Source organism: Nocardioides ureilyticus, assembly GCF_051280745.1.
In the GTDB taxonomy this organism is placed as follows: Bacteria; Actinomycetota; Actinomycetes; order Propionibacteriales; family Nocardioidaceae; genus Nocardioides.
Window position 1 is genome coordinate 1 of sequence record NZ_JBNCOG010000015.1, and the last position, 22,424, is coordinate 22,424.

22 protein-coding genes, 1 tRNA gene and 1 pseudogene are annotated in these 22,424 nt (G+C 74.0%); 17 read left to right on the forward strand and 7 right to left on the reverse strand.

The window, feature by feature from the left end:
* The 3 genes and pseudogenes from ACSMHG_RS10085 to ACSMHG_RS10095 form a co-directional block, all read right to left on the reverse strand.
* Positions 1–186: pseudogene (locus ACSMHG_RS10085) on the reverse strand (hypothetical protein); the annotation flags it as partial.
* A gap of 86 nt (positions 187–272) precedes the next feature.
* The gene (locus ACSMHG_RS10090) at positions 273–635 is read right to left on the reverse strand and encodes an FmdB family zinc ribbon protein (protein ID WP_435744378.1); all 363 of its coding nucleotides are present in this window, start codon (positions 633–635) and stop codon (positions 273–275) included.
* Between the two features lie 112 nt (positions 636–747).
* Positions 748–1,341, reverse strand: coding sequence for a 5-formyltetrahydrofolate cyclo-ligase (locus ACSMHG_RS10095; RefSeq protein ID WP_435744380.1), 594 nt, complete (start codon positions 1,339–1,341; stop codon positions 748–750).
* 23 nt (positions 1,342–1,364) lie between these two features.
* Between ACSMHG_RS10095 and ACSMHG_RS10100 the strand changes: the two genes are divergently transcribed.
* The 7 genes from ACSMHG_RS10100 to ACSMHG_RS10130 all read left to right on the forward strand — a co-directional run bounded on the left by ACSMHG_RS10100 (position 1,365) and on the right by ACSMHG_RS10130 (position 6,671).
* The gene (locus tag ACSMHG_RS10100; RefSeq protein ID WP_435744382.1) at positions 1,365–2,759 is read left to right on the forward strand and encodes a UTP--glucose-1-phosphate uridylyltransferase; all 1,395 of its coding nucleotides are present in this window, start codon (positions 1,365–1,367) and stop codon (positions 2,757–2,759) included.
* A 5-nt stretch (positions 2,760–2,764) separates the two neighbouring features.
* Positions 2,765–3,985, forward strand: coding sequence for a molybdotransferase-like divisome protein Glp (glp, locus tag ACSMHG_RS10105; protein WP_435744384.1), 1,221 nt, complete (start codon positions 2,765–2,767; stop codon positions 3,983–3,985).
* Position 3,986: 1 nt separating this feature from the next.
* Positions 3,987–4,472 (forward strand): cyclic pyranopterin monophosphate synthase MoaC, encoded by a 486-nt coding sequence (moaC, locus tag ACSMHG_RS10110; RefSeq protein ID WP_435744386.1) that lies wholly within the window; start codon positions 3,987–3,989, stop codon positions 4,470–4,472.
* Positions 4,469–4,948, forward strand: a complete 480-nt coding sequence (locus ACSMHG_RS10115) for a MogA/MoaB family molybdenum cofactor biosynthesis protein (RefSeq protein ID WP_435744388.1) — start codon at positions 4,469–4,471, stop codon at positions 4,946–4,948. Before moaC ends, ACSMHG_RS10115 begins: the two co-directional genes overlap by 4 nt.
* 6 nt (positions 4,949–4,954) lie before the next feature.
* On the forward strand, positions 4,955–5,566 hold the full coding sequence (locus ACSMHG_RS10120; protein WP_435744390.1) for a GNAT family N-acetyltransferase: 612 nt from the start codon (positions 4,955–4,957) through the stop codon (positions 5,564–5,566).
* Between the two features lie 82 nt (positions 5,567–5,648).
* The gene (sepX, locus tag ACSMHG_RS10125) at positions 5,649–6,515 is read left to right on the forward strand and encodes a divisome protein SepX/GlpR (RefSeq protein ID WP_435744392.1); all 867 of its coding nucleotides are present in this window, start codon (positions 5,649–5,651) and stop codon (positions 6,513–6,515) included.
* 80 nt (positions 6,516–6,595) lie between these two features.
* Positions 6,596–6,671 (forward strand) — tRNA-Ala (locus ACSMHG_RS10130).
* A 119-nt stretch (positions 6,672–6,790) separates the two neighbouring features.
* Here the strand turns inward: ACSMHG_RS10130 and ACSMHG_RS10135 are convergent.
* Positions 6,791–8,185, reverse strand: coding sequence for a PAS domain-containing sensor histidine kinase (locus tag ACSMHG_RS10135; protein ID WP_435744394.1), 1,395 nt, complete (start codon positions 8,183–8,185; stop codon positions 6,791–6,793).
* A 151-nt stretch (positions 8,186–8,336) separates the two neighbouring features.
* Complete coding sequence (locus ACSMHG_RS10140; RefSeq protein ID WP_435744396.1) at positions 8,337–8,741, reverse strand: ChaB family protein; 405 nt, start codon at positions 8,739–8,741, stop codon at positions 8,337–8,339.
* A gap of 283 nt (positions 8,742–9,024) precedes the next feature.
* Here ACSMHG_RS10140 and ACSMHG_RS10145 point away from each other — a divergent pair, with 283 nt between their 5' ends.
* From ACSMHG_RS10145 to ACSMHG_RS10155, 3 genes are all read left to right on the forward strand, one after another.
* Positions 9,025–11,166, forward strand: coding sequence for a DEAD/DEAH box helicase (locus tag ACSMHG_RS10145; RefSeq protein ID WP_435744398.1), 2,142 nt, complete (start codon positions 9,025–9,027; stop codon positions 11,164–11,166).
* Positions 11,163–11,612 carry a hypothetical protein gene (locus tag ACSMHG_RS10150; RefSeq protein ID WP_435744400.1) on the forward strand — a complete coding sequence of 150 codons (450 nt, stop codon included), beginning with the start codon at positions 11,163–11,165 and terminating at the stop codon, positions 11,610–11,612. Before ACSMHG_RS10145 ends, ACSMHG_RS10150 begins: the two co-directional genes overlap by 4 nt.
* A 108-nt stretch (positions 11,613–11,720) precedes the next feature.
* On the forward strand, positions 11,721–12,476 hold the full coding sequence (locus ACSMHG_RS10155; RefSeq protein ID WP_435744401.1) for an alpha/beta hydrolase family protein: 756 nt from the start codon (positions 11,721–11,723) through the stop codon (positions 12,474–12,476).
* Between the two features lie 133 nt (positions 12,477–12,609).
* Here ACSMHG_RS10155 and ACSMHG_RS10160 read toward each other — a convergent pair whose 3' ends face one another.
* Positions 12,610–13,023 carry a TIGR03618 family F420-dependent PPOX class oxidoreductase gene (locus ACSMHG_RS10160; RefSeq protein ID WP_435744402.1) on the reverse strand — a complete coding sequence of 138 codons (414 nt, stop codon included), beginning with the start codon at positions 13,021–13,023 and terminating at the stop codon, positions 12,610–12,612.
* Between the two features lie 8 nt (positions 13,024–13,031).
* Positions 13,032–14,669 (reverse strand): dolichyl-phosphate-mannose--protein mannosyltransferase, encoded by a 1,638-nt coding sequence (locus ACSMHG_RS10165; RefSeq protein WP_435744404.1) that lies wholly within the window; start codon positions 14,667–14,669, stop codon positions 13,032–13,034.
* 68 nt (positions 14,670–14,737) lie between these two features.
* Here ACSMHG_RS10165 and rsmI point away from each other — a divergent pair, with 68 nt between their 5' ends.
* From rsmI to ACSMHG_RS10200, 7 genes are all read left to right on the forward strand, one after another.
* Positions 14,738–15,586, forward strand: coding sequence for a 16S rRNA (cytidine(1402)-2'-O)-methyltransferase (gene rsmI / locus ACSMHG_RS10170; protein ID WP_435744406.1), 849 nt, complete (start codon positions 14,738–14,740; stop codon positions 15,584–15,586).
* Between the two features lie 19 nt (positions 15,587–15,605).
* Positions 15,606–16,448: an alpha/beta fold hydrolase gene (locus tag ACSMHG_RS10175; protein ID WP_435744408.1), complete on the forward strand. Its 843-nt coding sequence runs from the start codon at positions 15,606–15,608 to the stop codon at positions 16,446–16,448.
* A complete protein-coding gene (locus ACSMHG_RS10180) occupies positions 16,445–17,305 on the forward strand; it encodes a TatD family hydrolase (protein ID WP_435744410.1) in 861 nt (286 codons plus the stop codon). Before ACSMHG_RS10175 ends, ACSMHG_RS10180 begins: the two co-directional genes overlap by 4 nt.
* Positions 17,306–17,602: 297 nt before the next feature.
* Entirely contained in the window at positions 17,603–18,760 is a 1,158-nt protein-coding gene (locus ACSMHG_RS10185) for a resuscitation-promoting factor (RefSeq protein WP_435744412.1), read from the forward strand.
* 35 nt (positions 18,761–18,795) lie between these two features.
* Positions 18,796–19,671 (forward strand): 16S rRNA (adenine(1518)-N(6)/adenine(1519)-N(6))-dimethyltransferase RsmA, encoded by an 876-nt coding sequence (gene rsmA / locus ACSMHG_RS10190; protein ID WP_435744414.1) that lies wholly within the window; start codon positions 18,796–18,798, stop codon positions 19,669–19,671.
* A complete protein-coding gene (locus tag ACSMHG_RS10195) occupies positions 19,668–20,573 on the forward strand; it encodes a 4-(cytidine 5'-diphospho)-2-C-methyl-D-erythritol kinase (RefSeq protein WP_435744417.1) in 906 nt (301 codons plus the stop codon). Before rsmA ends, ACSMHG_RS10195 begins: the two co-directional genes overlap by 4 nt.
* Before the next feature lie 2 nt (positions 20,574–20,575).
* A complete protein-coding gene (locus ACSMHG_RS10200; protein ID WP_435744419.1) occupies positions 20,576–22,423 on the forward strand; it encodes an ABC-F family ATP-binding cassette domain-containing protein in 1,848 nt (615 codons plus the stop codon).
* Position 22,424: the final 1 nt, after the last annotated feature.

Here is a 22,424-nt window from a genome sequence, read left to right on the forward strand (position 1 = left end):
GGCGGGCAGGTCGGCGGCGGCCACGGTCACCGGCACGGTCGCCGGTGGCGGCCCGGTCACCGCGCGGAGGCCGGCCACGACCGCCACCGCCGCCAGCAGCGCGGCCAGCGACCGGCGCCGCGCGAGCACCGCGCGGCGTGCCGGACGGACGGTCCGTGTGAGGCGGTCCCGGAGCGTCAGCAGCATGGCCCGACGGTAGAACGACGCCGCCGGTCCCGCCGTGCGCTCTCCACAGGGCCGGCCGGCTCAGCCGGGGCCGGGTGTGGCCGGGGTCAGGCGGAGGCGGGCGAGGCCGCGGCGGTGGACGTGGACGAGCCGCTGGTGCCCGATCCCCCCGATGCCCCCGATGCCCCCGATGCCTTGGCGTCGCCGGAGCCGGAGGAGCTGCTGCCCGTGGAGGAGGACGAGGAGGAGTCGGCCTTCTTCTCGGTCGCGGAGCCGCTGCCCTCGGCGGAGGAGCCGCGGCTGTCGGTCCGGTAGAAGCCGGAGCCCTTGAAGACCACGCCGACCGCGTTGAACAGCTTGCGGAGCCGACCAGTGCACTCGGGGCACTCGGTCAGGGCGTCGTCGGAGAAGCTCTGGAACTGCTCGAAGGCGTGGCCGCACTCGGTGCAGGCGTACTGGTAGGTCGGCAACGTTCACTCCGGAGGGGTCTGGCCCGATGGGCTTGGCACTCTCGTGCTGCGACTGCCAATTCTACGACACGGACCGACGGGGCACCACGGATGCGCTCGTCTGGGGGAGGGATCAGGCGGACGCGGGCCGGAGGCGGGTGATCCCTCGGGGTGTCGCCGCGGCGAGCACCGGCCGGTCGTGCGGCTCGACGGGGACCTCCAGGCCCACCTCGTCGTCGTGGAGGAGCACGCAGGTGAAGGTGTCGACGGGCACCCGGGCCAGGGCGCGGTCGTAGGAGCCACCCCCGCGCCCGAGGCGCATCCCGGTGGGCGAGACCGCCAGCCCGGGCACCAGCACGGCGTCCGCGGTCGCGACCGCCTCGACGCCGAGCGAGTCCTCGGGCTCGAGCAGCCCGCGCGCGGCCGGGCGCAGCGACTCCTCGCCGCGCCAGGTGCCCCAGTCGAGGTCCCCGTCGGGCAGCAGGCGCGGCAGGACGACCCGCTTCCCGGCGGCGCCGAGGCCGGCGAGGAGGGCCGACGTGCCCGGCTCGCTGCCCACCGAGACGTACGCCGCCACGGTGGCCGCCCGGCGTACCTCCGGGCAGTCGAGCAGGTGCCCCGCGATCACGCGGCCGGCCTCGGCCACCTCCAGCAGCGGGCGGCGGCGCCGGGCCGCGAGGAGCTGGTCGCGCAGCGCCACCTTGGCGGGCAGTTGCCGATCGCTCACCCTGCGAGCCTACGATCGACGCCATGGGTAGTGCTGGCTTGAAGAGGGCGCGCGAGAAGATGCTCGCCGAAGGTGTGGACCGGGTCGCGATCGAGACCTTCGCCCACTACTACCGGCTGCTGGAGCACGGCGAGACCGGGATGATCCCGGAGTCGACGATCGACCCCGTGGGCATGGAGTCGCTGGCCGACGTCGAGGTGGGCGAGGAGGCCGGCGCCGCCGCGCTGCGGACCACCGCCGTGATCAAGCTCAACGGCGGCCTCGGCACCTCGATGGGGATGGACCGCGCGAAGTCGCTGCTGTGCGTGCGCCGCGGCCTCTCCTTCCTCGACATCATCGCCCGGCAGGTGCTCCACCTGCGCAAGCAGCACGGCGCCCCGCTGCCGCTGATCTTCATGAACTCCTTCCGCACCTCGGCCGACACCATGGCCGCGCTGGCGCGCTACGAGGACCTGCCGGTCGAGGGCCTGCCGCTGGAGTTCCTGCAGAACAAGGAGCCGAAGCTCCTGACCGCCGACTTGATGCCGGTGAGCTGGCCCAAGGAGCCCGACCTCGAGTGGTGCCCACCGGGCCACGGCGACCTCTACACCGCCCTGCGAGGGACGGGCCTGCTGGAGACGCTGCTCGAGGCCGGCTACGAGCGGGTCTTCGTCTCCAACTCCGACAACCTCGGCGCGGTCCCGGACCCGCGGGTGGCCGGGTGGTTCGCGGGCTCCGGTGCGCCGTTCGCGATCGAGGCGGTGCGGCGTACTCCCTCCGACCGCAAGGGCGGCCACTTCGCCCGCCGGAAGGCCGACGGCCGGATCGTGCTGCGCGAGACCGCGCAGACCCTCGACGAGGACAAGGCGGCCCTCGCCGACCTCGACCGGCACCGGTACACCTCGACCAACAACCTCTGGTTCGACCTGCGCGCGATGAAGCAGGCCCTCGACGTCCGCGACGGGATCCTCGGCCTGCCGATGATCCGCAACGTCAAGAACGTCGACCCCGGCGACCCGGGCTCGCCCGAGGTCGTCCAGATCGAGACCGCCATGGGCGCGGCGATCGAGGTGTTCGAGGGCTCGGCGCTCATCGAGGTCGGCCGCGACCGGTTCGTGCCGGTCAAGACGACCAACGACCTGCTCGTGCTGCGCTCCGACGTCTACGACATCGGCGAGGACTTCGTGCTCGACCAGGTCGCCGGCGAGATCCCCTTCGTCGACCTCGACAGCGAGCACTACAAGCTCGTCGGCGAGTTCGACAAGCGCTTCCCCGAGGGTGCCCCGTCGCTCAAGGAGGCCTGGTCGCTGAAGGTCGCCGGGGACTGGACCTTCTGCAAGGGCGTCCAGGTGGTCGGCGAGGTCGCGCTCGACGGACCGACGGGCCGCATCGACGCCGGCACCGTGCTGAGCGACACGGACGCGCACGGGGACGGCTGACGCCCGTGCGCTCGGTCGAGGAGCACCTCGAGCTGGTCCTGAGCGAGGTCTCGCCGCTCGCGGCGCACCCGCTGCCGCTGGTGGAGACGCTCGGGCTCGCGTCCGCGGAGGACGTGCACGCGACCGTCGCGCTGCCCGGCTTCGACAACTCCTCGATGGACGGGTACGCCGTGCGCCACGCCGACGTCGCGTCGGCGACCGAGGAGACCCCGGTGCACCTGCCGGTCGTGGGGGAGATCGGCGCCGGCCAGGCGTCGGGGCTGCTGGCCCTCTCGCCGGGCACGGCCGCGAAGATCATGACCGGCGCGCCGGTCCCGGCCGGGGCGGACTGCGTCGTGCCGTACGAGTGGACCGACCGCGGCGTCGCCCAGGTGCGCATCGACCGCGCGGCGGCGGTCGGGCAGCACGTGCGCCGGGCCGGCGAGGACGTCTCGGTCGGGGACCTGCTGGTCGAGGCCGGCACCGTGCTGGGGCCTCGGCACCTCGGTCTGCTCGCCTCCGTCGGCCGGCCGACCGTGCAGGCGCGGCCCCGGCCGCGCGTGGTGGTCCTCTCCACCGGCTCGGAGCTGCGCGAGCCGGGGCAGCCGCTCGGCTCCGACTCCATCTACGACGGCAACTCCTACCTGCTGGCCGCCTCCGCCCGTCGCGCCGGCGCGATCGCCTACCGGGTGGGGATCGTCCCCGACGAGCCGCGTGCCTTCCTCGACGCTCTGGAGGACCAGCTCGTCCGCGCCGACGTCGTGGTGACGTCAGGCGGGGTGTCGCAGGGCGACTTCGACGTGGTCAAGGAGGCGCTGCGCCCGCACGGCGTCTGGTTCGGCCCGGTCGCGATGCAGCCGGGGAAGCCGCAGGGCTTCGGCCTCGTCGGCGAGGACCGGGTCCCGATCTTCACGCTGCCGGGCAACCCCGTCTCGGCCTACATCTCCTTCGAGACCTTCGTGCTGCCGGCGCTGCGCAAGATGATGGGGCTGCTGCCGTGGTCGCGGCCGCAGGTGCGGGCCCGGCTCACCCACGGGGTCTCCTCGCCGGAGGGCCGGCGGCAGTTCCTGCGCGGCGAGCTCGGCGTCGACGCTTCCGGGGCGTACGTCGCGCCCGTCGGCGGCCCCGGCTCCCACCTGGTCGGCGACCTCGCGGCGTCCAACGCGTTGATCGTCGTCCCCGAGGACGTGACCGCCCTGGCCGCGGGCGACCATGTGCAGGTCGTGCGGCTCGACGAGGAGTTCTGAGATGGCGGACGGACCCACCCCCCGGCTCACCCACGTCGACGAGGCGGGCGCCGCCCGGATGGTCGACGTCTCGGCCAAGGACGTCACCGCCCGCACCGCGACCGCGTCCGGGCGGGTCCTCGTCTCGACCACGGTCGTCGAGCTGCTCCGCGGGGCGGGGGTGCCCAAGGGCGACACCCTGGCCGTGGCGCGGCTGGCCGGGATCATGGGCGCCAAGCAGACCTCGACGCTCATCCCGCTGTGCCACCCCCTCGCGCTCTCCTCGGTCACCGTCGACCTCGTCGTCGGCGAGGCCTCGGTCGACATCACCGCCACCGTGCGCACCACCGACCGCACCGGCGTCGAGATGGAGGCGCTGACCGCGGTCGCGGTCGCCGGCCTCACCGTCGTCGACATGGTCAAGGCGGTCGACAAGGCCGCGGTCATCACCGACGTCCGGGTGGAGACCAAGACCGGCGGCAAGTCCGGCGACTGGTCGCGACCGTGACCGGGCTCCCCGGCGCCGTGGTCGTCGCCTCGAACCGCGCCGCCGCCGGCGTGTACGCCGACACGACCGGGCCGCTCATCGTCGAGGCGCTGCGGGACCTGGGCTTCGAGGTGGGCGAGCCCGCGGTGGTGCCCGACGGCGAGCCGGTGGGCGCGGCGATCCGCGCGGCCGTCGACGCCGGTGCGCGGGTGGTGCTCACCACGGGCGGGACCGGTCTCACCCCGACCGACCGGACGCCCGAGGAGACCCGGCCGCTGCTCGACCGCGAGGTGCCCGGGATCGCCGAGGCGATCCGCGCACACGGCGTCGCGCAGGGTGTGCCGACCGCGGTCCTCTCGCGCGGGCTCGCCGGCGTGTCCGGCAGCTGCCTGGTGGTCAACCTCCCCGGCTCCCGCGGCGGCGTGAAGGACGGGCTGGCCGTGCTCGAGCCGCTGCTGGTGCATGCGGTGGAACAGGTCGCCGGAGGCGACCATTGAGCGCCCGTGCGGGGAGCGACCATTAGCCGCGCCTGGCCGGCCGTCCTGCGGTCGCGCAACGTGATGCTGCGGCCCCTCTCGTACGCCGACGCGGGGGCCTGGCGCTCGGCCCGCCGCCGCAACGCCGCGTGGCTGCTGCCCTGGGACGCGACCGTGCCGCCGGGCGGCGACGCCCGCCCCACGTCGTACGGATCGCTGGTCCGGCGCCTGCACCGCCAGGCCCGGCAGGGCGTGACCTACCCCTTCGCGGTGGAGGTCGACGACACCTTCGCCGGCCAGGTGACCGTCAACAACGTCGTGCGGGGCTCGGCGCTCTTCGCCTCGGTCGGCTACTGGTTGGACCGCGACTTCGCGGGCCGGGGCGTGATGCCGCGGGCCGTGGCGCTGACCATCGACCACTGCTTCACCGCCGCCGGCCTGCACCGGATCGAGATCGCGATCCGGCCGGAGAACTCCAACTCGCTCCGCGTCGTCGAGAAGCTCGGCATCCGCGAGATCGGCTACGCCCCCCGCTACCTGCACATCGACGGCGCCTGGCGCGACCACCGGCTCTTCGCGGTCACGGTCGAGGAGTGCCCCGAGGGGATGCTGGCTCGCCTGGACCGCGGCGACCCCTGAGTCACACCAGCATCACGAGCAATTTGCGACACACGTCTTGACATCCGCCGCGGCGGTCACACCACTCCCTACGCTCGGGCTCGTGGACCTGAGCGCACTCATCTTCGTCGCCCTCGCGGTGGCTTGGGCCGTCTACCTGATCCCCAAGGCGCTCAAGCACCACGACGACGTCCAGCGGAGCCGGTCGGTCGACCGGTTCTCCGACACCATGCGAGTCCTGGCGCGCCGGGAGCCGGTGGACCGGCGCAGCGCGCGCCTCGTCGTGACCCCCGGCCGGCCCGCCCAGGCCGCGGTGGTCGTCACCAAGCCGTCCGCCCGTACGGCGAAGGCGCCGGCGAGCCGCCGTGCCGCCGCGGCCCGCGCGGCCCGGCGCCGGCGTCGCGTCCTGGGCGCGATCGTCGTGGTCAACGCCGTGGTCGTCGCCCTCGCCGCCACCGCCGTCCTCTCCTGGTGGTGGCTCGCCGGACCGGTCGCGCTGCTGGTCGCGTGGCTCGTCGCCTGCCGGCTGATGGTCCGCCAGGAGCGGGGGATCGGCCGTGCGCGGACCGCCCCGGCCGCCGGGGACCTCGACGAGACCGGTGCGCCGGTCGACGTCGCACCCGTCGCGGACGACGCGCCCGCGCACGAGGCGGAGGGCGAGGACCACGCGCCCCTCGAGGACGCCGACACCCAGGGCTTCGACGCCGCCCGGGTCGAGGACCAGCCCGTGCTCGAGCCCGCAGAGGTGGACCCGAGCCTGTGGGAGCCGCTGCCGGTCACCCTCCCGACGTACGTCACGAAGTCGGCCGCGCCGCGCCGTACCGTGCGCACCATCGACCTCGACGCCACCGGCGTGTGGACCTCCGGACGCACCGACGCCGACGCGGCCCTGGCGCGGGAGGCCGACGACGCCGCGCGCGCCGCGAAGTCCGCCCGCGACGACGGCGACCACCGCGCCGTCGGCACCTGAGCCGAACCGATTCGGTGGCCCGCGAGAGCGGGTGCTACCGTCTTCCCTCGCGTCCCGGGTGCTTGCCCAGGGGTCGCACTGGGGCTGTGGCGCAGTTGGTAGCGCGTCTCGTTCGCAATGAGAAGGTCAGGGGTTCGAATCCCCTCAGCTCCACCAGACAAGAAACCGCCTCCCACCAGCAGTGATGCCGATGGGAGGCGGTTCGTCGTTTCGCAGCGTGGTTCGCCGGGACGGCCGTGGTCGACGACCACCAGGGCAACGGGCTGGTCCTCTCCTCACTGCTGGCCCGGCGACCCGGGCCCGGCGCAGGAGGGGCTGACGGGCAGGGTCACCCGGAACCGGGTGCCCACCCCGACCGCCGACTCCACCGAGATGGAGCCGCCCATGGCCGTGACCAGCTCACGCACGATGGCGAGTCCGAGGCCGGTGCCGCCGAAACGGCGGACGATCGACTCGTCGGCCTGGGAGAAGGCGTCGAAGACGCGGTCGAGCTGCTCGGGCTCGATGCCGATGCCGGTGTCGGTCACCTCCACGGCCACGAGCTCGCCGTTCCCGGCTGGTTGGGCCGTGAGCGTCACCGTCCCCTGCTCGGTGAACTTCACGGCGTTGTCGAGCAGGTTGGTGAGGACCTGGGCGACGCGGTGCGGGTCGCCGGTGAGCTCGTCCGGGACCGCGGGGTCGACGTGCCGGGTCACCTCGATGCCCTTGCGCGCCCCGGCTGCCTCGGCGAGGGGCATCACGTCCTCGAGGACGTCCTGGAGGCGGTACGGCTCACGGCGCACGTCCGCCCGTCCGGACTCGATGCGGGCCAGGTCGAGGATCTCGTCGACGAGCCGGAGGAGGCGCTGCCCGGAGCGGTCGATGGTGGTGACCATCCGCGCCTGGCCGGGGGAGAGGCCCGCGTCCTCGAGCAGCTCGGTGGCGGCCAGCAGGCTGGCGAGCGGCGTCCGCACCTCGTGGCTGACGTTGGTGAGGAAACGGGACTTGGCCTCGCTCGCGGCCTGGGCCTGGTGCAGGGCGTCCGCCAGCTCGCGGTGCAGTCGCTGCCGCTCGGTGATGTCCTGGGCGATGCCGTACACGCCGGTCACCTCGCCCGACTCCGGGTCGGTGATGATCGGCAGCCCGACCATCTCGAGGTCGACGTCGTGGCCGTCGCGGTGCTGGACGCGCAGCTCCAGCTGCTGCGGCTCGCCGGCCAGGATCTGGTCGAACGCGTCGGCTCCGCGAGGCAGGTCGTCGGGGTGGAGCAGGTCGGCGAACGACAGGCGGGTGAGCTCCTCGGGGCGGTAGCCCGAGAGCTTCTCGGCCGCGGGGTTGACCTCCACGAACCGGCCGTCGCGGTTCAAGGAGAAGACGCTGGCGGGGTGGTAGTCGAACAGCGACCGGTACTGCATGTTCGCCACCGCAAGGTCGCGTTGGACCTCGACCATGGCGGCGGCCTGCCGCAGCGCCGAGTGGTGGCGCTGGCGCGAGGACAGGACCCACATCGCGGGGGCGATGAGGATCAGGGTGGCGAGGTCGTGCCCGTCGAGGTGGTGCCCGCCGACGTCCACCGACGTCCACGCCGGGAACCAGTCGTGGCCGGCGGTGATGACCAGCACCGCCGCGGTGAGGAAGGCCCACGCGGTGACGTCCGGCAGGGAGAGCCGGGGCCACCGGTGCCGGCTCACGAGCCGTCGCATTCGTCCATCACCAGGCCATGGTCCGTCCTGGGTCCCTGCTCGGGACGCAGGTCACCGTCGAATGGCTCAGGTGTGTCATGGGGTCCGACCGCACGGCGGGCGAGCGGGCCGATGAGGCGGCGCCCGCCGGGGGACGCGCTCAGGAGCGGCTCTTGCGCGTCTGCTTCGCGTTCTCCTTCCTGATCGCGTCGACCAGCTCGTCCTTGTTCATCGAGGAGCGGCCCGAGACGTCGAGCTTGCGGGCGACGTCCATCAGGTGCTTCTTGCTGGCGTTGGCGTCGACGCCCTCGGCGGTCTTCCCGCCCTTCCGGGCCGAGGACCCGCCCTTGGCGGCCTGCTTGTCCGAGGGGCCCTTCTCGTCCTTGCCCTCCCAGTGGTCGCCGACCTTCTCGTAGGAGTGCTTGAGCGCGGCGTACGCCGTGCGGTGGGCGCGCTCGCCCTCGCCGTACTCCTCCACCGCGCTGTCGTGCGCCTTGGACCAGGTGCGCTGCGCCTTCTTCGGCGAGCGCTGCAGGGTCGAGGGCAGCTCTTCCTTGGCGGGCATCGTCGCCTCCGCTACGTCGGGGATCGGTCTGCGCGGTCCGGTACCCGACCCGCCGTCGCGCGAGTCGTACCTGGATCCGCCGCCGCAGGTCGGTGCGCGCTACAGTGGTCGCGTCCGGTCCACGGCGTCGTCGCGCGACCGGTGCCGCGGCCACCGACCGGTGGTCGCCCGCTACACATCGCACGCGGACCCCCTCGGGCGTCCCGTCCTCCGCAGCAGCGGCCGGCAGCGTGTGCGATGTCGTCGTCCCGCCGTGCGTGCCACGGCACGGGAGGAGAAGGCTTTGGCTCGAGGAGGCCAGCGCCGCAACGGCGCGCCGCGCAACGCCCCCCGTCGTCGTCCGCGCGAGCTCGACAACGAGGGCATCATCCCAGTCCTCGCCCGCGCGGTGCGCGAGGTCGAGGCGAGCGCACAGCGCGGCTCGGTGAGCCCGTCGGCGCGCACCAAGTTCCAGGTCGTCGCGCTCCTCGCCCGTGAGGAGCGCACCCGGGTCAAGGCCGACACCGAGGTCAGCGAGGCGCAGAAGGCCGAGCAGCTCAAGCGGCTGGACGGCATCGGCACCATCCTGGCCAAGACCGCCGCCCGGGACACCTCGCTCCTCTCCGTGCTCGCCGAGGACGCCCAGGTCTCCGACGCCGCCCACGAGCTGAAGCTGAAGATGCTCCGGGCCGCCGGGGTCGAGCCGGAGCCGGAGCCCGAGCCGGAGCCCGAGGAGGTGCTCGTCGGCGCCGGTGCGCCCGAGCGCCGCGTCGTCCCCCAGTCCGTCATCGCCCGCCAGCTCGCGAACCCGTTCCTGCCGCCGGACTTCAGCGTCGCCGAGGCGCGCGCGAGCCGGCCCCGCCGGCTGGCGACCTGGGAGCTGCTCGGCCCGCTCTTCCGCTCCTTCGAGTACGGCGGGGCCGGCGCGGTCTCCTGCATGCCGCTGCCCGACCCCGCGGACGTCAAGCTCGCCGGCGACCGCCAGCTGATGCCGCACCAGGCGCAGCTCGTCGCGGCGGCCGCGCAGGGTCACCGCACCTTCCTCCTCGCCGACGAGCCGGGCCTCGGCAAGACCGCGCAGGCGCTCCTCGCCGCGCAGGCCGCCGAGGCGTTCCCGCTGCTGGTGGTCGTGCCGAACGTCGTCAAGACGAACTGGGCCCGCGAGGCGGGGCTGTGGGTCCCCAACCGGCCCGCGACCGTCATCCACGGCGACGGCGAGAACATCGACGGCTTCGCCGACATCGTCGTGGTCAACTACGAGGTGCTCGACCGCCACGTCGGCTGGCTCGGCGACTTCGGCTTCCGCGGGATGGTCGTCGACGAGGCCCACTTCATCAAGAACAAGACCTCCCAGCGCTCCCAGCACGTCCTGCAGCTCTCCGACCGGATCCGGCAGCGGATCGGGCGGCCGCTGATGATGGCGCTGACCGGCACCCCGCTCATCAACGACATCGAGGACTTCCGGGCGATCTGGCAGTTCCTCGGGTGGATCGACGACAAGAAGCCGCTCGGGAGGCTGATGGACGCCCTCGAGGACACCGGCCTCACGCCCGCCGACCCGCCGTTCTACCCCGCGGCCCGCCGCTGTGTCATCGACATGGGCATCGTCCGGCGCCGCAAGGTCGACGTCGCCGCCGACATCCCGGCCCGCCGGGTCGCCGACCTGCCGGTCGAGCTCGAGGGCGAGGCCGCCCGGTCGATCCGCGCGGCCGAGCGCGAGCTGGCCCGCCGCCTCGTCGAGCGCTACGACACCGCACTGGCCACCCGCACCTCCGGCCAGGTCGTCGAGGGCATCGACCACGAGCTGGTACGCCGCGTCGCGACGTGGGAGCGCGAGGACACCGCGGACTCCACGACCGGCGAGAACGTCTTCGGCATGATGCGCCGCATCGGCCAGGCCAAGGCGGGCCTCGCGGCCGACTACGCGGCGCAGCTGTCCCGCAACGTCGGCAAGGTGGTCTTCTTCGCCAAGCACGTCGACGTCATGGACGTCGCCGAGGAGACGTTCGCGCGCCGGGGGATCAAGTACTCCTCCATCCGCGGCGACCAGACGCCGAAGACCCGGCAGCGCAACATCGACGCGTTCGTCGAGGACCCCGAGGTGGAGATCGTCGTCTGCTCGCTCACCGCGGCGGGCGTGGGCCTCAACCTGCAGGTCGCCTCGAACCTGGTGCTCGCCGAGCTGTCGTGGACCGACGCGGAGCAGACCCAGGCGATCGACCGGATCCACCGGATCGGTCAGGAGGAGCCGGTCACCGCCTGGCGGATCATCGCCGCGCAGACGCTCGACACCCGGATCGCCGAGCTGATCGACAGCAAGGCCGGCCTGGCCGCCCGGGCGCTCGACGGCTCCGACGAGGAGCTGCCCAACAGTGCCGACATCCAGCTCGAGGCGCTCGTCGCGATGCTCACCGACGCCCTCGTCCGGCGCGGGGACGCCGCGTGAGGCGGGCGGGGGCGGGTGCCGCCCTGGCCCTGGCCGCGCTGGCCGGGTGCTCCTCGGAGGAGCCGCCGCCGGTCGGCGCCGACGGGTCGGGCACCTACCGGACGGCCGAGCACGCGAGCGCGACGCTGACCGACGCCGACGGCGAGGTCGTCGGCCGGGCCGAGGCCGAGCCGGACATCGCCGACGCCCTCGAGCTGAGCGTGCAGGCGACCGGCCTGGAGCCGGGCACCTACCGCGTCTCGCTGGTCCCGGGGGCCACGTGCGACGACCCCGCCGGCGAGGGGCCTCGCGGCCCCCGGCTGCCGGACCTGGTCGTGACCGAGGACGGCGGCGCTCCGTCGTACTCCGAGACCACGGGGCTCTCGCTCGACGACCTCGACGACGGCGCGGCGCTGCGCCTGGTGGGTGGACCCACCGAGGCCTGCGGAGTCCTCGCCGACTACTGAGCGGGCGCCGGGAGCGTCGTGTCGACCACATCGCGGCGCCCGGGGTTCCCGCGGCGGGCGGGTGCCCCCGATAATCATCGCCATGACCACGACCCCGGACCGCCGCTGATGCGCGCCGTGCTGGCCGTGGCCCTGGCCGTCGCCTTCGTGCTCGTGACCACCGGGGCGAGCGGCGAGCGGCCGAGCGAGACCGTGCGGAGCACGCTCGCGGGCCAGTCGGTCCGTCTCTCGCTGCCCGGCGGAGGCATCGAGCCGAGGGGGCTCGTCGTCTGGTTCCACGGTCAGGGCGGCAACGTCAACGACCGCGTCGACGGTCCGTGGCTGGACTCGCTGCGCCGCGACGGCTGGGCGATCGCGTCCTCGGAGTTCCACCGCAAGTCCTGGGGCAACGCCGCCTCCACCAAGGACGCCGCGCGCCTCATCGAGTGGGCCGGCGACCAGACCGGCCTGGAGCCGAGCCTGTGGGTCGCGGGCTCGATGGGTGCCACCGTCTCGCTCAACGCGCTCGTCCACGGGGTGCAGCCGCCGCCGTGCTGGTACGGCGTGAAGCCGGCCATCGACCTCACCGAGATGGACCAGGTGCCCGGCGGGCCCGGCTGGATCCGCAAGGCGTATGGCGGGCCGGTGCCCGCCGACCGCAACCCGGTCCGGAACCTCGACCGGCTGCCGGCCGACACCCGCTACCGGATCGTCTCGTCGAAGACCGACGAGTGGGTCATGTGGGACGAGAACACCCAGCCGCTCGTGGCGAACCTCCGCGCGCGGGGGGTCGAGCACAGCCTGCTCGACGTCGAGGGGCCGCACCAGCACCCCTCGCACTTCAACGCCCGTGACCTCGTGGCGTTTGCCGAGTCCTGCCTGTAGCTGCGTCGACCAAGGCCGCCCGTTCCGGGGCCCAGGGCGTCGGACTGTAACGCGACGTTCGCCACTGTTCTTGCACGCTGCAACGTGCAGGAGGTGTGGGTGACGTCGCGTTACATCCGTCGGCGGCCGGCGTTCAGAACAGCGACGCCGACCCGAGGAACCGCTCGACCTCGATCCGCAGCGCCACCCGCTCCGGGTTCACCCGCGGCTGGCGGTACCGGGCGGCGTACTGCTCCACCGCGCGCGCCACGTCGTCGGGGGCGTCGGTCGCCACGGCCGTCCCCTCGAGGGTGGACCAGCGGGCCCCGTCGACCTGGCAGACCGCGACCGGGCCGCCCGGAGCGGCCAGCACGTTGCGGACCTTCCGGGAGCCGCCGGAGGCGATCACCCAGGCGCAGCGGCGCTCGAGGTCCACCGCGCACCCGACGGGCACGACGTGGGGCCGGCCGTCGGGGCGCAGCGTGGTCAGGGTGCACAGGTGCCGCTCGGCCCACATGGCGGCGAGAGCCGTCGGCAGGGCGGTCCAGTCGGGACGCAGGGACGGCATCGCTCTCCTCAGATCCAGCGCTCGAACCAGATGCGGTCGAGCCACTCGCCGTGGGTGAGCAGCTCGTGGGTGAAGATCGGCCAGAACCAGGCGAAGTTCAGCAGCACGAGGACCAGGAACGACCCGGCGACCACCACCCCTGCGGTCCGGCGGGCGGTCGCCACGCGGGAGCCGCCGATCAGCTTGCCCATCGTCAGGGTCAGCGCGAGCACCACGAACGGCAGCGTGACGGCGAGGTAGAACAGGAAGATCGGCCGGTCGTCGTAGAGCAGCCACGGCAGCCAGGTCGACGCCGTCCCCACGACGGCGACACCGAACCGCCAGTCCCGCGCCCCGACCCACATCAGCGCCGCGTAGGCCAGCGCGAGGATCCCGCCCCACCACAGCACCGGCGTCCCGATGAGGAGCACCTGCCGCAGGCAGTCGCTGCCCTCGGGTGCGTCGCAGCCGCGCGTGCCCGGCTCGATGTCGGTGTCGGCGGCGACGCCGACCGGGCGGTTGATCAGCAGCCACCCCGACGGCTTCGAGGCGTAGTCGTGCTCGCTGCAGTTCAGGTAGTGCGCGTGGAAGGTGTAGACGTCGCGGTGGTAGCTCCACAGCGAGCGCAGCGACTGCACCGGCTCCCCGAGGCCGGTGGCGTCGGGCTCCTCGGCGGTCGGCCAGCGGGCTCCCGAGCTGTCGAGGTTGTCCTCGGCGCCGTCCTTGCAGGGCCGCTCGGCCTCGAACTGGGTGTACTGCGTGGAGGAGAGGTGCTCCTCGTACTCCGCCGCGTGCAGCAGCCAGCCCGACCACGAGGCGACGTACACCGCCAGCGCGACCAGCACGAGCGAGGCGAACGCCGGCACGCCGTCGACCACCGCCGAGCGGAGCACCGGCCAGCGGACGCCGGCGGAGCGCCGGGCGCCGGCGCTCCACGCCCACACCAGCAGGCCGAAGGCCGCCAGGGGGTACGCCGCGGTCCACTTGGTGCCGACGGCCAGGCCGAAGCAGACCCCGGCCCCGACCAGCCAGGGTCGCCACAGCAGGCCGCGCACCGGTCCCCAGCCGCCGTCGACGGGGCTGGGCGCCAGCCGGGCCAGGCGGGCGCGGTACCAATCGCGGTCCGCGACGATGCAGGTGACGCCGCACAGCGTGAAGAACGCCAGGAAGATGTCGAGCAGCGCCAGCCGCGAGAGCACGAAGTGGAGGCCGTCGAGGCTGAGCAGCAGGCCCGCCACGAGCCCGAGCATCGTCGACCCGGTCATCCGCCGCGCCAGCCGGCACATCACCAGCACCATCAGCGCGCCGACCACCGCCGCCGAGACCCGCCAGCCGAACGGGTCCATCCCGAAGGCACGCTCGCCGAGCGCGATCAGCCACTTGCCGACCTCGGGGTGGACGATCATCGACGGGTCGGAGGCCCACAGGCCGTCGGTGGTGCCGGCGAGGATCTGCTCGTTGGCGTCGTCGACGTACTCGCGCACGTAGCCGTGGTTGGCCAGGGACCAGGCGTCCTTGGCGTAGTAGGTCTCGTCGAACTGGAACTCCCGCGGCTCCCCGAGCCGCCACAGCCGCAGGCCGAGCGCGAGCAGCGCGACGCCGACCGCTGCGGTCCAGCCGACGACGGGGTCCTCGACCTTCGCCCGGATGGTGCTCGCCGACGCCACGAGGCAGGACTCTACGGGGACCGCCCCGACCTGCCGGGCGGACCGGGGCGGGCTGACATGATCGGTCCATGACGCCTCCGCCGACCGGCACGCTCGTGCTCGCGGCCACGCCGATCGGGCGCGTCGCGGACGCCCCGCCCCGGCTCGCCGAGGAGCTCGCGGGCGCCGACGTGGTGGCCGCGGAGGACACCCGCCGGCTCAAGCGGCTCACCAGCGACCTCGGCGTGAGCATCGGCGGCCGGGTGGTGTCGTACTTCGAGGGCAACGAGGCAGCGCGCACCCCGGCGCTCCTCGAGGCGCTGCTCGCCGGCGACCGGGTCCTGCTGGTGACCGACGCGGGCATGCCGAGCGTCTCCGACCCCGGCTACCGCCTCGTCGCGGCCGCGGTCGAGCACGACGTGCCGGTGACCGCCGTCCCCGGGCCGAGCGCCGTGCTGACCGCGCTGGCCGTCTCGGGGCTGCCGGTCGACCGGTTCTGCTTCGAGGGCTTCCTGCCGCGCAAGGCCGGCGAGCGCTCCCGGCGCCTGGCCGGGCTGGCCCGCGAGGAGCGGACGATGGTCTTCTTCGAGGCACCGCACCGCACCGGGGCCGCGCTGGCCGCGATGGCCGAGGCGTTCGGCGACGACCGCCCGGCCGCGGTGTGCCGCGAGCTGACCAAGACCCACGAGGAGGTGCGCCGCGGCGCGCTGGCCGAGCTCGTCGCCTGGGCGGCGGACGGGGTGCGCGGCGAGGTGACGGTCGTGGTCGCCGGTGCGTCGCCGACGGCCGAGGTGGGCACCGACCCCGCGAGCCTGCGCGCGGCCGTCGCCGAGCGGGAGGCGGAGGGCACCAGCCGCAAGGAGGCGATCGTGGAGGTCGCCCGCCTGGCCGGGGTGCCCAAGCGGGAGGTCTACGACCTGGTCCACCGATCGACCTGATGAGGGAAGAGGGATGAGCATGAGCGAGCGCCTGGCCCGGTTCCACCACGACGGCCTGACCTTCGACGTCGTCGACGACGGGCCGCTCGACGGTGACCCGGTGACGCTGCTGCACGGGTTCCCCGAGCGTGCCAGCTCCTGGCGCCGGGTCGCCCCGCTGCTGCACGAGGCCGGCCTGCGCACCTACGCGATGGACCAGCGTGGCTACTCGCCGGGCGCGCGGCCCGAGGGGCGCCGGCACTACCGGACCGAGCTCCTGGCCGAGGACGTGGCGGCCCTCGTGCGGACGATCGGTCGCCCCGTGCACCTGGTCGGCCACGACTGGGGCGCCCAGGTCGCGTGGGTCCTGACCGGCCAGCACCCGGAGCTGGTGCGCACGCTGACCGCCGTGTCCGTGCCGCACCCGGCGGCGTTCGGCGCCGCGATGACCTCCTCCGACCAGGCGCTCCGCAGCTGGTACATCGGCCTCTTCCAGGTGCCGAAGGTCGTCGAGCTGCTCGCCCACGCCGGGGGCGGCCGGCTCTTCGAGCACTTCCTGCGCGCCTCGGGCATGGAGGACGACGAGCTCGCCCGGGTGCGCGAGGAGGTGGTCGAGGACGGCGCCCTGCCGCACGCGCTCGGCTGGTACCGCGCCCTCCCGCTCTCCGACCGCTCGCTCATGGGTCGCTCGATCAAGGTGCCGACGACGATGGTGTGGAGCGACGGCGACTCGGCGCTCGCCCGCCGCGGCCCGGAGCTCACCGAGCGCTACTGCCGCGCCGACTACGAGCTCGTCGTGCTCCAGGGCGTCAGCCACTGGATCCCCACCCAGGCGCCGGAGGCGCTCGCCGAGGCGGTCCTCGAGCGGGTGGCCGGCACGTGAGCGACCGTGAGGAGGAGCGGCCACCCGCGCCGGAGCCGCTGCCGGCGCCGGTCGTCGACAACCACTGCCACCTCGACCTCGGCCGGGGTGGCCCCGAGGTGTCACCGCCGGCCGACCCGGCCGCCGCCATCGCCGCGGCGGCCGAGGTGGGCGTCCCGCGGATCGTCCAGATCGGCTGCGACCTGCGCGGTGCCCGGTGGGCGGTGGAGGCGGCCGCGACTCACGACGCGCTGGTCGCCGGCGTCGCGCTGCACCCGAACGAGGCACCCCGGCTGGTCGAGCAGGGGACGAGCCTCGACGACGCGCTCGCCGAGATCGAGGCCCTGGCCGGTGCCCACGACAAGGTGCGCGCCGTCGGCGAGACCGGGCTCGACCACTTCCGCACCGGCGAGGAGGGTCGGGCGGTGCAGGTGGAGTCGTTCCGGCGCCACATCGACCTCGCCAAGCGGCTGGACAAGACCCTCGTGATCCACGACCGCGACGCCCACGACGACGTGCTGCGGGTGCTGGACGAGGAGGGCGTGCCCGACCGGTGGGTGATGCACTGCTTCTCCGGTGACGCCGCCTTCGCCCGGGCCTGCCTGGACCGGGGCGCCTACCTCTCCTTCGCCGGGACGGTCACCTTCAAGAACGCCGCGTCCTTGCGCGACGCGCTCGTGGTGGCCCCGCGCGACCGGGTGCTCGTCGAGACCGACGCGCCGTACCTCACGCCCCATCCGCACCGCGGCCGCACCAACGCGTCGTACCTCGTCCCGGTGACCGTGCGGGCCATGGCGGAGGTCCGCGGGGACGACCTCGAGGAGCTCTGCCGGGCGATCGACGCGAGCACCGAGGAGGCCTTCGGCGGATCCTGGTGACATCCTGGTGACGCCGCGGCCGCCCCCTGAGAGCCCTGAGAGCCCTGAGAGCCCTGACTAGTGTGGTGAGAGGCCGCCCACACCGGTCCGCGAGGGTTTGCGATCGCCTCCGAGGACTGTTCTGCTGGAGTGCAGAAGGCCGGGATCGGGATGATCTTCCGGTGCGCGAGGGCGGTGCCGTCCAGGGGTGGGGAAGCCTCCGGAGGTGGCCCACGACGCCACGACGGGCCGCTGCGAGGCGGCCCCGTGCGCACGCGCCGGTGCCCGAGGACCGGGGAGGACGACGTTCGGAGAATCGTGCGCAGCACAATCGCACCGCGGGTGGTCTCGTGGAGCCGCAGTCGAGTGGTGATGGTGGTCCTGGCCACCGTCGTCGCGCTGGCGGTCGCCGGGACCACGCTCGGCTACTCGGCGCTCAGCAAGTCGGTCACCCTCACCCTCGACGGTGAGGAGCAGCAGGTGACCTCGATGGGCACCACGGTCGGGGACGTCCTCGAGGACCAGGGCATCGAGGTGGGTCAGCACGACCGCGTCGCGCCGGGCCTCGACGAGGAGGTGTCCGACGGCACCGAGATCGCTGTCCGCTTCGGCCGCCCGGTCGAGCTCACCGTCGACGGCGAGACGACCACGCACTGGGTGACCGCCACCGAGGTGGCCGGTGCCCTGGGGCAGCTGGGCCGCTCCTTCGACGGCGCCGCGCTGTCGGTCAGCCGCGGCGGGGCCATCGACCGCGACGGGCTGTCGCTCGAGGTGGTCACCCCGAAGACGATCCGCGTGAAGCTGGGTGCGAAGGACTGGCGCAAGCGCACGGTCACCGCGCTCACCGTCGAGGAGGCCCTCGGCGAGCTCGGCGTCGAGCCGGGCAAGCGCGACCGGACCAAGCCCGGTCTGGGGCGCACCATCGCCGACGGCGACCGCATCGTCTTCACCGACGTCCGGGTCGAGACCAAGAAGGTCACCGGCGAGACCATCGCCCACGACACCGAGGAGCGCGCCGACGGCTCGATGCTCGAGGGCGAGTCGACCACCGTCCGGGCCGGCCGCGACGGCCTGCGCGACGTCACCTACCGCCTGACCTACCGCAACGGCGAGGTGGTCTCGACCGACGTCGTCCGCTCCCGGGTCACCCGGGCGCCGGTCACCGAGGTCGTGCGGGTCGGGACCAAGCCGGAGCCGGAGCCGGAGCCGGCCGCGGCCACCTACGCCAGCGGCGGCACGGTCTGGGACCGGCTCGCCCAGTGCGAGTCCGGCGGCAACTGGGCGATCAACACCGGCAACGGCTACTACGGCGGCCTGCAGTTCTCGCTGTCGACGTGGCGCGCCTACGGCGGCCCCGGCTACCCGCACCAGCAGAGCCGCGAGACCCAGATCGCCGTGGCCGAGCGGCTCCGTGCCGCGACCGGCGGGTACGGCTCCTGGCCGCACTGCTCCTCCAAGCTCGGCCTGCCTCGCTGACGAGCGGCTCGGGACGCCTCAGTAGCCTGAGGCCCATGTCAGACACCTCCGCCGGTCCGAGGCTGCTCGGGCCGGCGGAGGTGCGTCAGCTCGCGGCCGCGCTCGACCTGCGGCCGACCAAGCAGCGCGGGCAGAACTTCGTCATCGACCCCAACACCGTCCGGCGGATCGTGCGGGAGTCCGGCGTCGGCGCCGACGACGTCGTCATCGAGGTCGGGCCCGGCCTCGGCTCGCTGACCCTCGCCCTGCTCGAGGTCGCCGGCCGGGTCGTGGCGGTCGAGGTCGACGAGAAGCTGGCGGCCGCCCTGCCGGACACCGTCCGGGCCCACGCGCCCGCCCAGGCCGACCGGCTCGAGGTCGTGCTCGCCGACGCGATGCGGGTGCGGGACATCCCCGGCCCCCCGCCGACGGCCCTGGTCGCGAACCTGCCGTACAACGTCTCGGTGCCCGTGCTCCTCCACCTGCTGCAGCTGCTGCCGACGCTCGAGCGCGGCCTGGTCATGGTGCAGTCGGAGGTCGCCGACCGGCTGGCCGCGCGACCCGGCTCCAAGGTGTACGGCGTCCCGTCGGTCAAGGCCGCGTGGTACGCCTCGGTCCGGCGGGCCGGCGCCATCGGCCGCAACGTCTTCTGGCCGGCGCCGAACGTCGACTCCGGCCTGGTCGGGTGGGAGCGCCGCGACCCGCCCGCGACCACGGCCTCCCGCGAGCAGGTCTTCGCGGTCGTCGACGCGGCCTTCGCCCAGCGGCGCAAGGCGCTGCGCGGGGTCCTCCGGGGCCTCGCCGGCTCGGCCGAGGCCGTCGACGCGGCGCTGGCCCACGCGGGCGTCGACCCGCTCGCCCGCGGCGAGTCCCTGGCGGTCGAGGACTTCGCCCGCATCGCCGAGGGGCTGCCCGCCGGAGCCGGCGGGTGAGCGCCGTGACGGTCCGCGCGCCGGCCAAGATCAACCTGCACCTGGGGGTCGGCGCCGCCCGCCCGGACGGCTTCCACCCGGTGACGACCGTCTACCACGCCGTCGGGCTCTGCGACGACCTGACCGCGACCCCCGCCGACGACTGGGGCGTGTGCATGTCGGCGCCCGACTGGTTCGACGCCTCCGTCCTGCCGGCCGACGGCGCGAACATCGTCGACCGGGCCGCCGCGCTGCTCGCCGCCCACCACGGCATCCCCGCGACCGGGCTGGTCTCGGTGGTCAAGGCGATCCCGGTCGCCGGTGGCATGGCCGGTGGGTCGGCGGACGCCGCGGCCGCGCTCGTCGCCCTCGACCGGCTCTGGGACGCGGGCACCACCGACGAGGACCTCCTCGGCATCGCCGCCCAGCTGGGCAGCGACGTCCCGTTCGCGCTCCTCGGCGGCACCGCCCTGGGCACCGGCCGGGGCGACGTGGTCGAGCCGGTGACCGACGAGGCGACCTGGTGGTGGGTCGTGGTCCCCTCCGCGCAGGGGCTCTCGACGCCTGCGGTGTACCGCCACTTCGACGAGATGTTCCCGGACGCCGCGGCCGAGCCCCGGCACCCGAACGCGCTGCTGGCGGCCCTGGCCTCCGGCGACCCCCGCCGGCTCGCCCTGGCGCTCCACAACGACCTGGAGGCGCCCGCGGTGGACCTGCGCCCGGACCTCGGTGAGCTGCTCGACCGCGGTCGGGATGCCGGCGCCCTGCGCGGGCTGGTCTCCGGCTCCGGCCCGACGTGCGTCTTCCTCTGCGAGTCCGCCGACCACGCCCGCGACGTCGCGGCGACGCTGGAGCGCGCCCACCCGCAGGTGCTCGTGGCCAACGGCCCGGTCGCCGGTGCCCACCTGGTGGAGTACGCCTGACCATGGCCAACTTGTTGAATCTCGAGCGGGTCTCGAAGTCCTACGGCGTGCGTCCGCTGCTCACCGACGTCTCCCTCGGGATCGGCGCCGGCGACCGGATCGGCATCGTCGGGCGCAACGGCGAGGGCAAGACCACGCTGCTCGAGGTGATGACCGGGCTGGAGGAGCCGGACACCGGTCGCGTCTCCCGCCAGCGGGGGCTCCTCGTCGGCTACCTCCACCAGGGCGACGAGCTCGTCGACACCCACACCGTCCGGGAGGCCGTGCTGGGCGGCCGCGCCGACCACGAGTGGGCCGCCGACCCCCGCACCCGCGAGATCGTCGAGGTGCTGCTGGCCGGGGTGACGCTCGACCGCTCCGTCTCCGGCCTCTCCGGTGGTGAGCGTCGGCGCTGCTCGCTGGCCGCGCTCCTGCTCGGCGACCACGACCTCGTCGTCCTCGACGAGCCCACCAACCACCTCGACGTCGAGGCCGTCGCCTGGCTGGCCGAGCACCTCGCGGGGCGCTCCTCGGCCCTCGTGGTGGTCACCCACGACCGGTGGTTCCTCGACGCGGTCTGCCAGTGGACCTGGGAGGTCCACGACGGCCAGGTCGACGCCTACGAGGGCGGGTACGCCGCCTTCGTGCTGGCCAAGGCCGAGCGGCAGCGACAGCTCGCCGCCTCCGAGGCCCGCCGGCAGAACCTCGTCCGCAAGGAGCTGGCCTGGCTGCGGCGCGGGCCGCCGGCGCGGACCTCGAAGCCGAAGTTCCGCATCGACGCCGCCAACCAGCTCATCGAGGACGTCCCGCCGCCGCGCGACCGTCTCGAGCTGCAGCGCTTCGCCACCCAGCGGCTCGGCAAGGACGTCATCGACGTCGAGGACGTCGACCTGGTGCGCGGCGACCCCACGGCCGGCGGTCGGGTGCTGCTGCGGCACGCGACGTGGCGGATCGGCCCGGGGGACCGGGTGGGCCTCGTGGGGGTCAACGGCGCCGGCAAGACCTCGGTCCTCTCGCTGCTCACCGGCGAGCTGGCGCCCACGGCGGGCCGGGTCAAGCACGGACGGACGGTGGCGCTGCAGCACCTGAGCCAGCAGCTCGACGACCTCGACCCCGACGGGCGGGTGCTGCCGACGGTCGAGTCGATCCGCCGGCTCACGAAGACCGCCGACGGCCAGGAGCTGACCGCGACCTCCATGCTGGAGCGCTTCGGCTTCACCGGTGACCGGCTGACCGCCCGGATCGGTGATCTCTCCGGTGGCGAGCGGCGGCGCTTCCAGCTGCTGCGGCTGCTGCTGACCGAGCCGAACGTCCTGCTCCTCGACGAGCCGACCAACGACCTCGACATCGAGACCCTCAACGTGCTCGAGGACTTCCTCGACGGCTGGCCCGGCACCCTGGTCGTGGTCAGCCACGACCGGTACTTCCTCGAGCGCGTCACCGACTCGGTCTGGGCGCTCCTCGGAGACGGGCAGATCTCCATGCTCCCCGGTGGCGTCGACGAGTACCTCGCGCGCCGTCAGGTCGAGTCGGGACCTGTGCCCGTCGAGTCGGGACCTGTGCCCGTCGAATCGGGCGACTCAACGGTCAGAACTCCCGACTCGACCGGCGGTGGGTCCGCGCGGCCGCCGGCGCCGGGGAAGGTGAAGGCCGGCAGCGCCGAGGAGCGTGCGGCGCGCAAGACGGTCAACCGCATCGACAAGCGGCTGGAGAAGATCGCCGAGCGGGAGGCCGAGCTCAACGCCGCGGTGCTCGAGCACGCCCAGGACTACACCGAGCTCGCGCGGCTGAGCGCGGAGCTGCAGGAGCTGGCCGCCGAGAAGGAAGAGCTCGAGCTGGAGTGGCTCGAGGCCGCGGAGCTGCTCGAGTAGG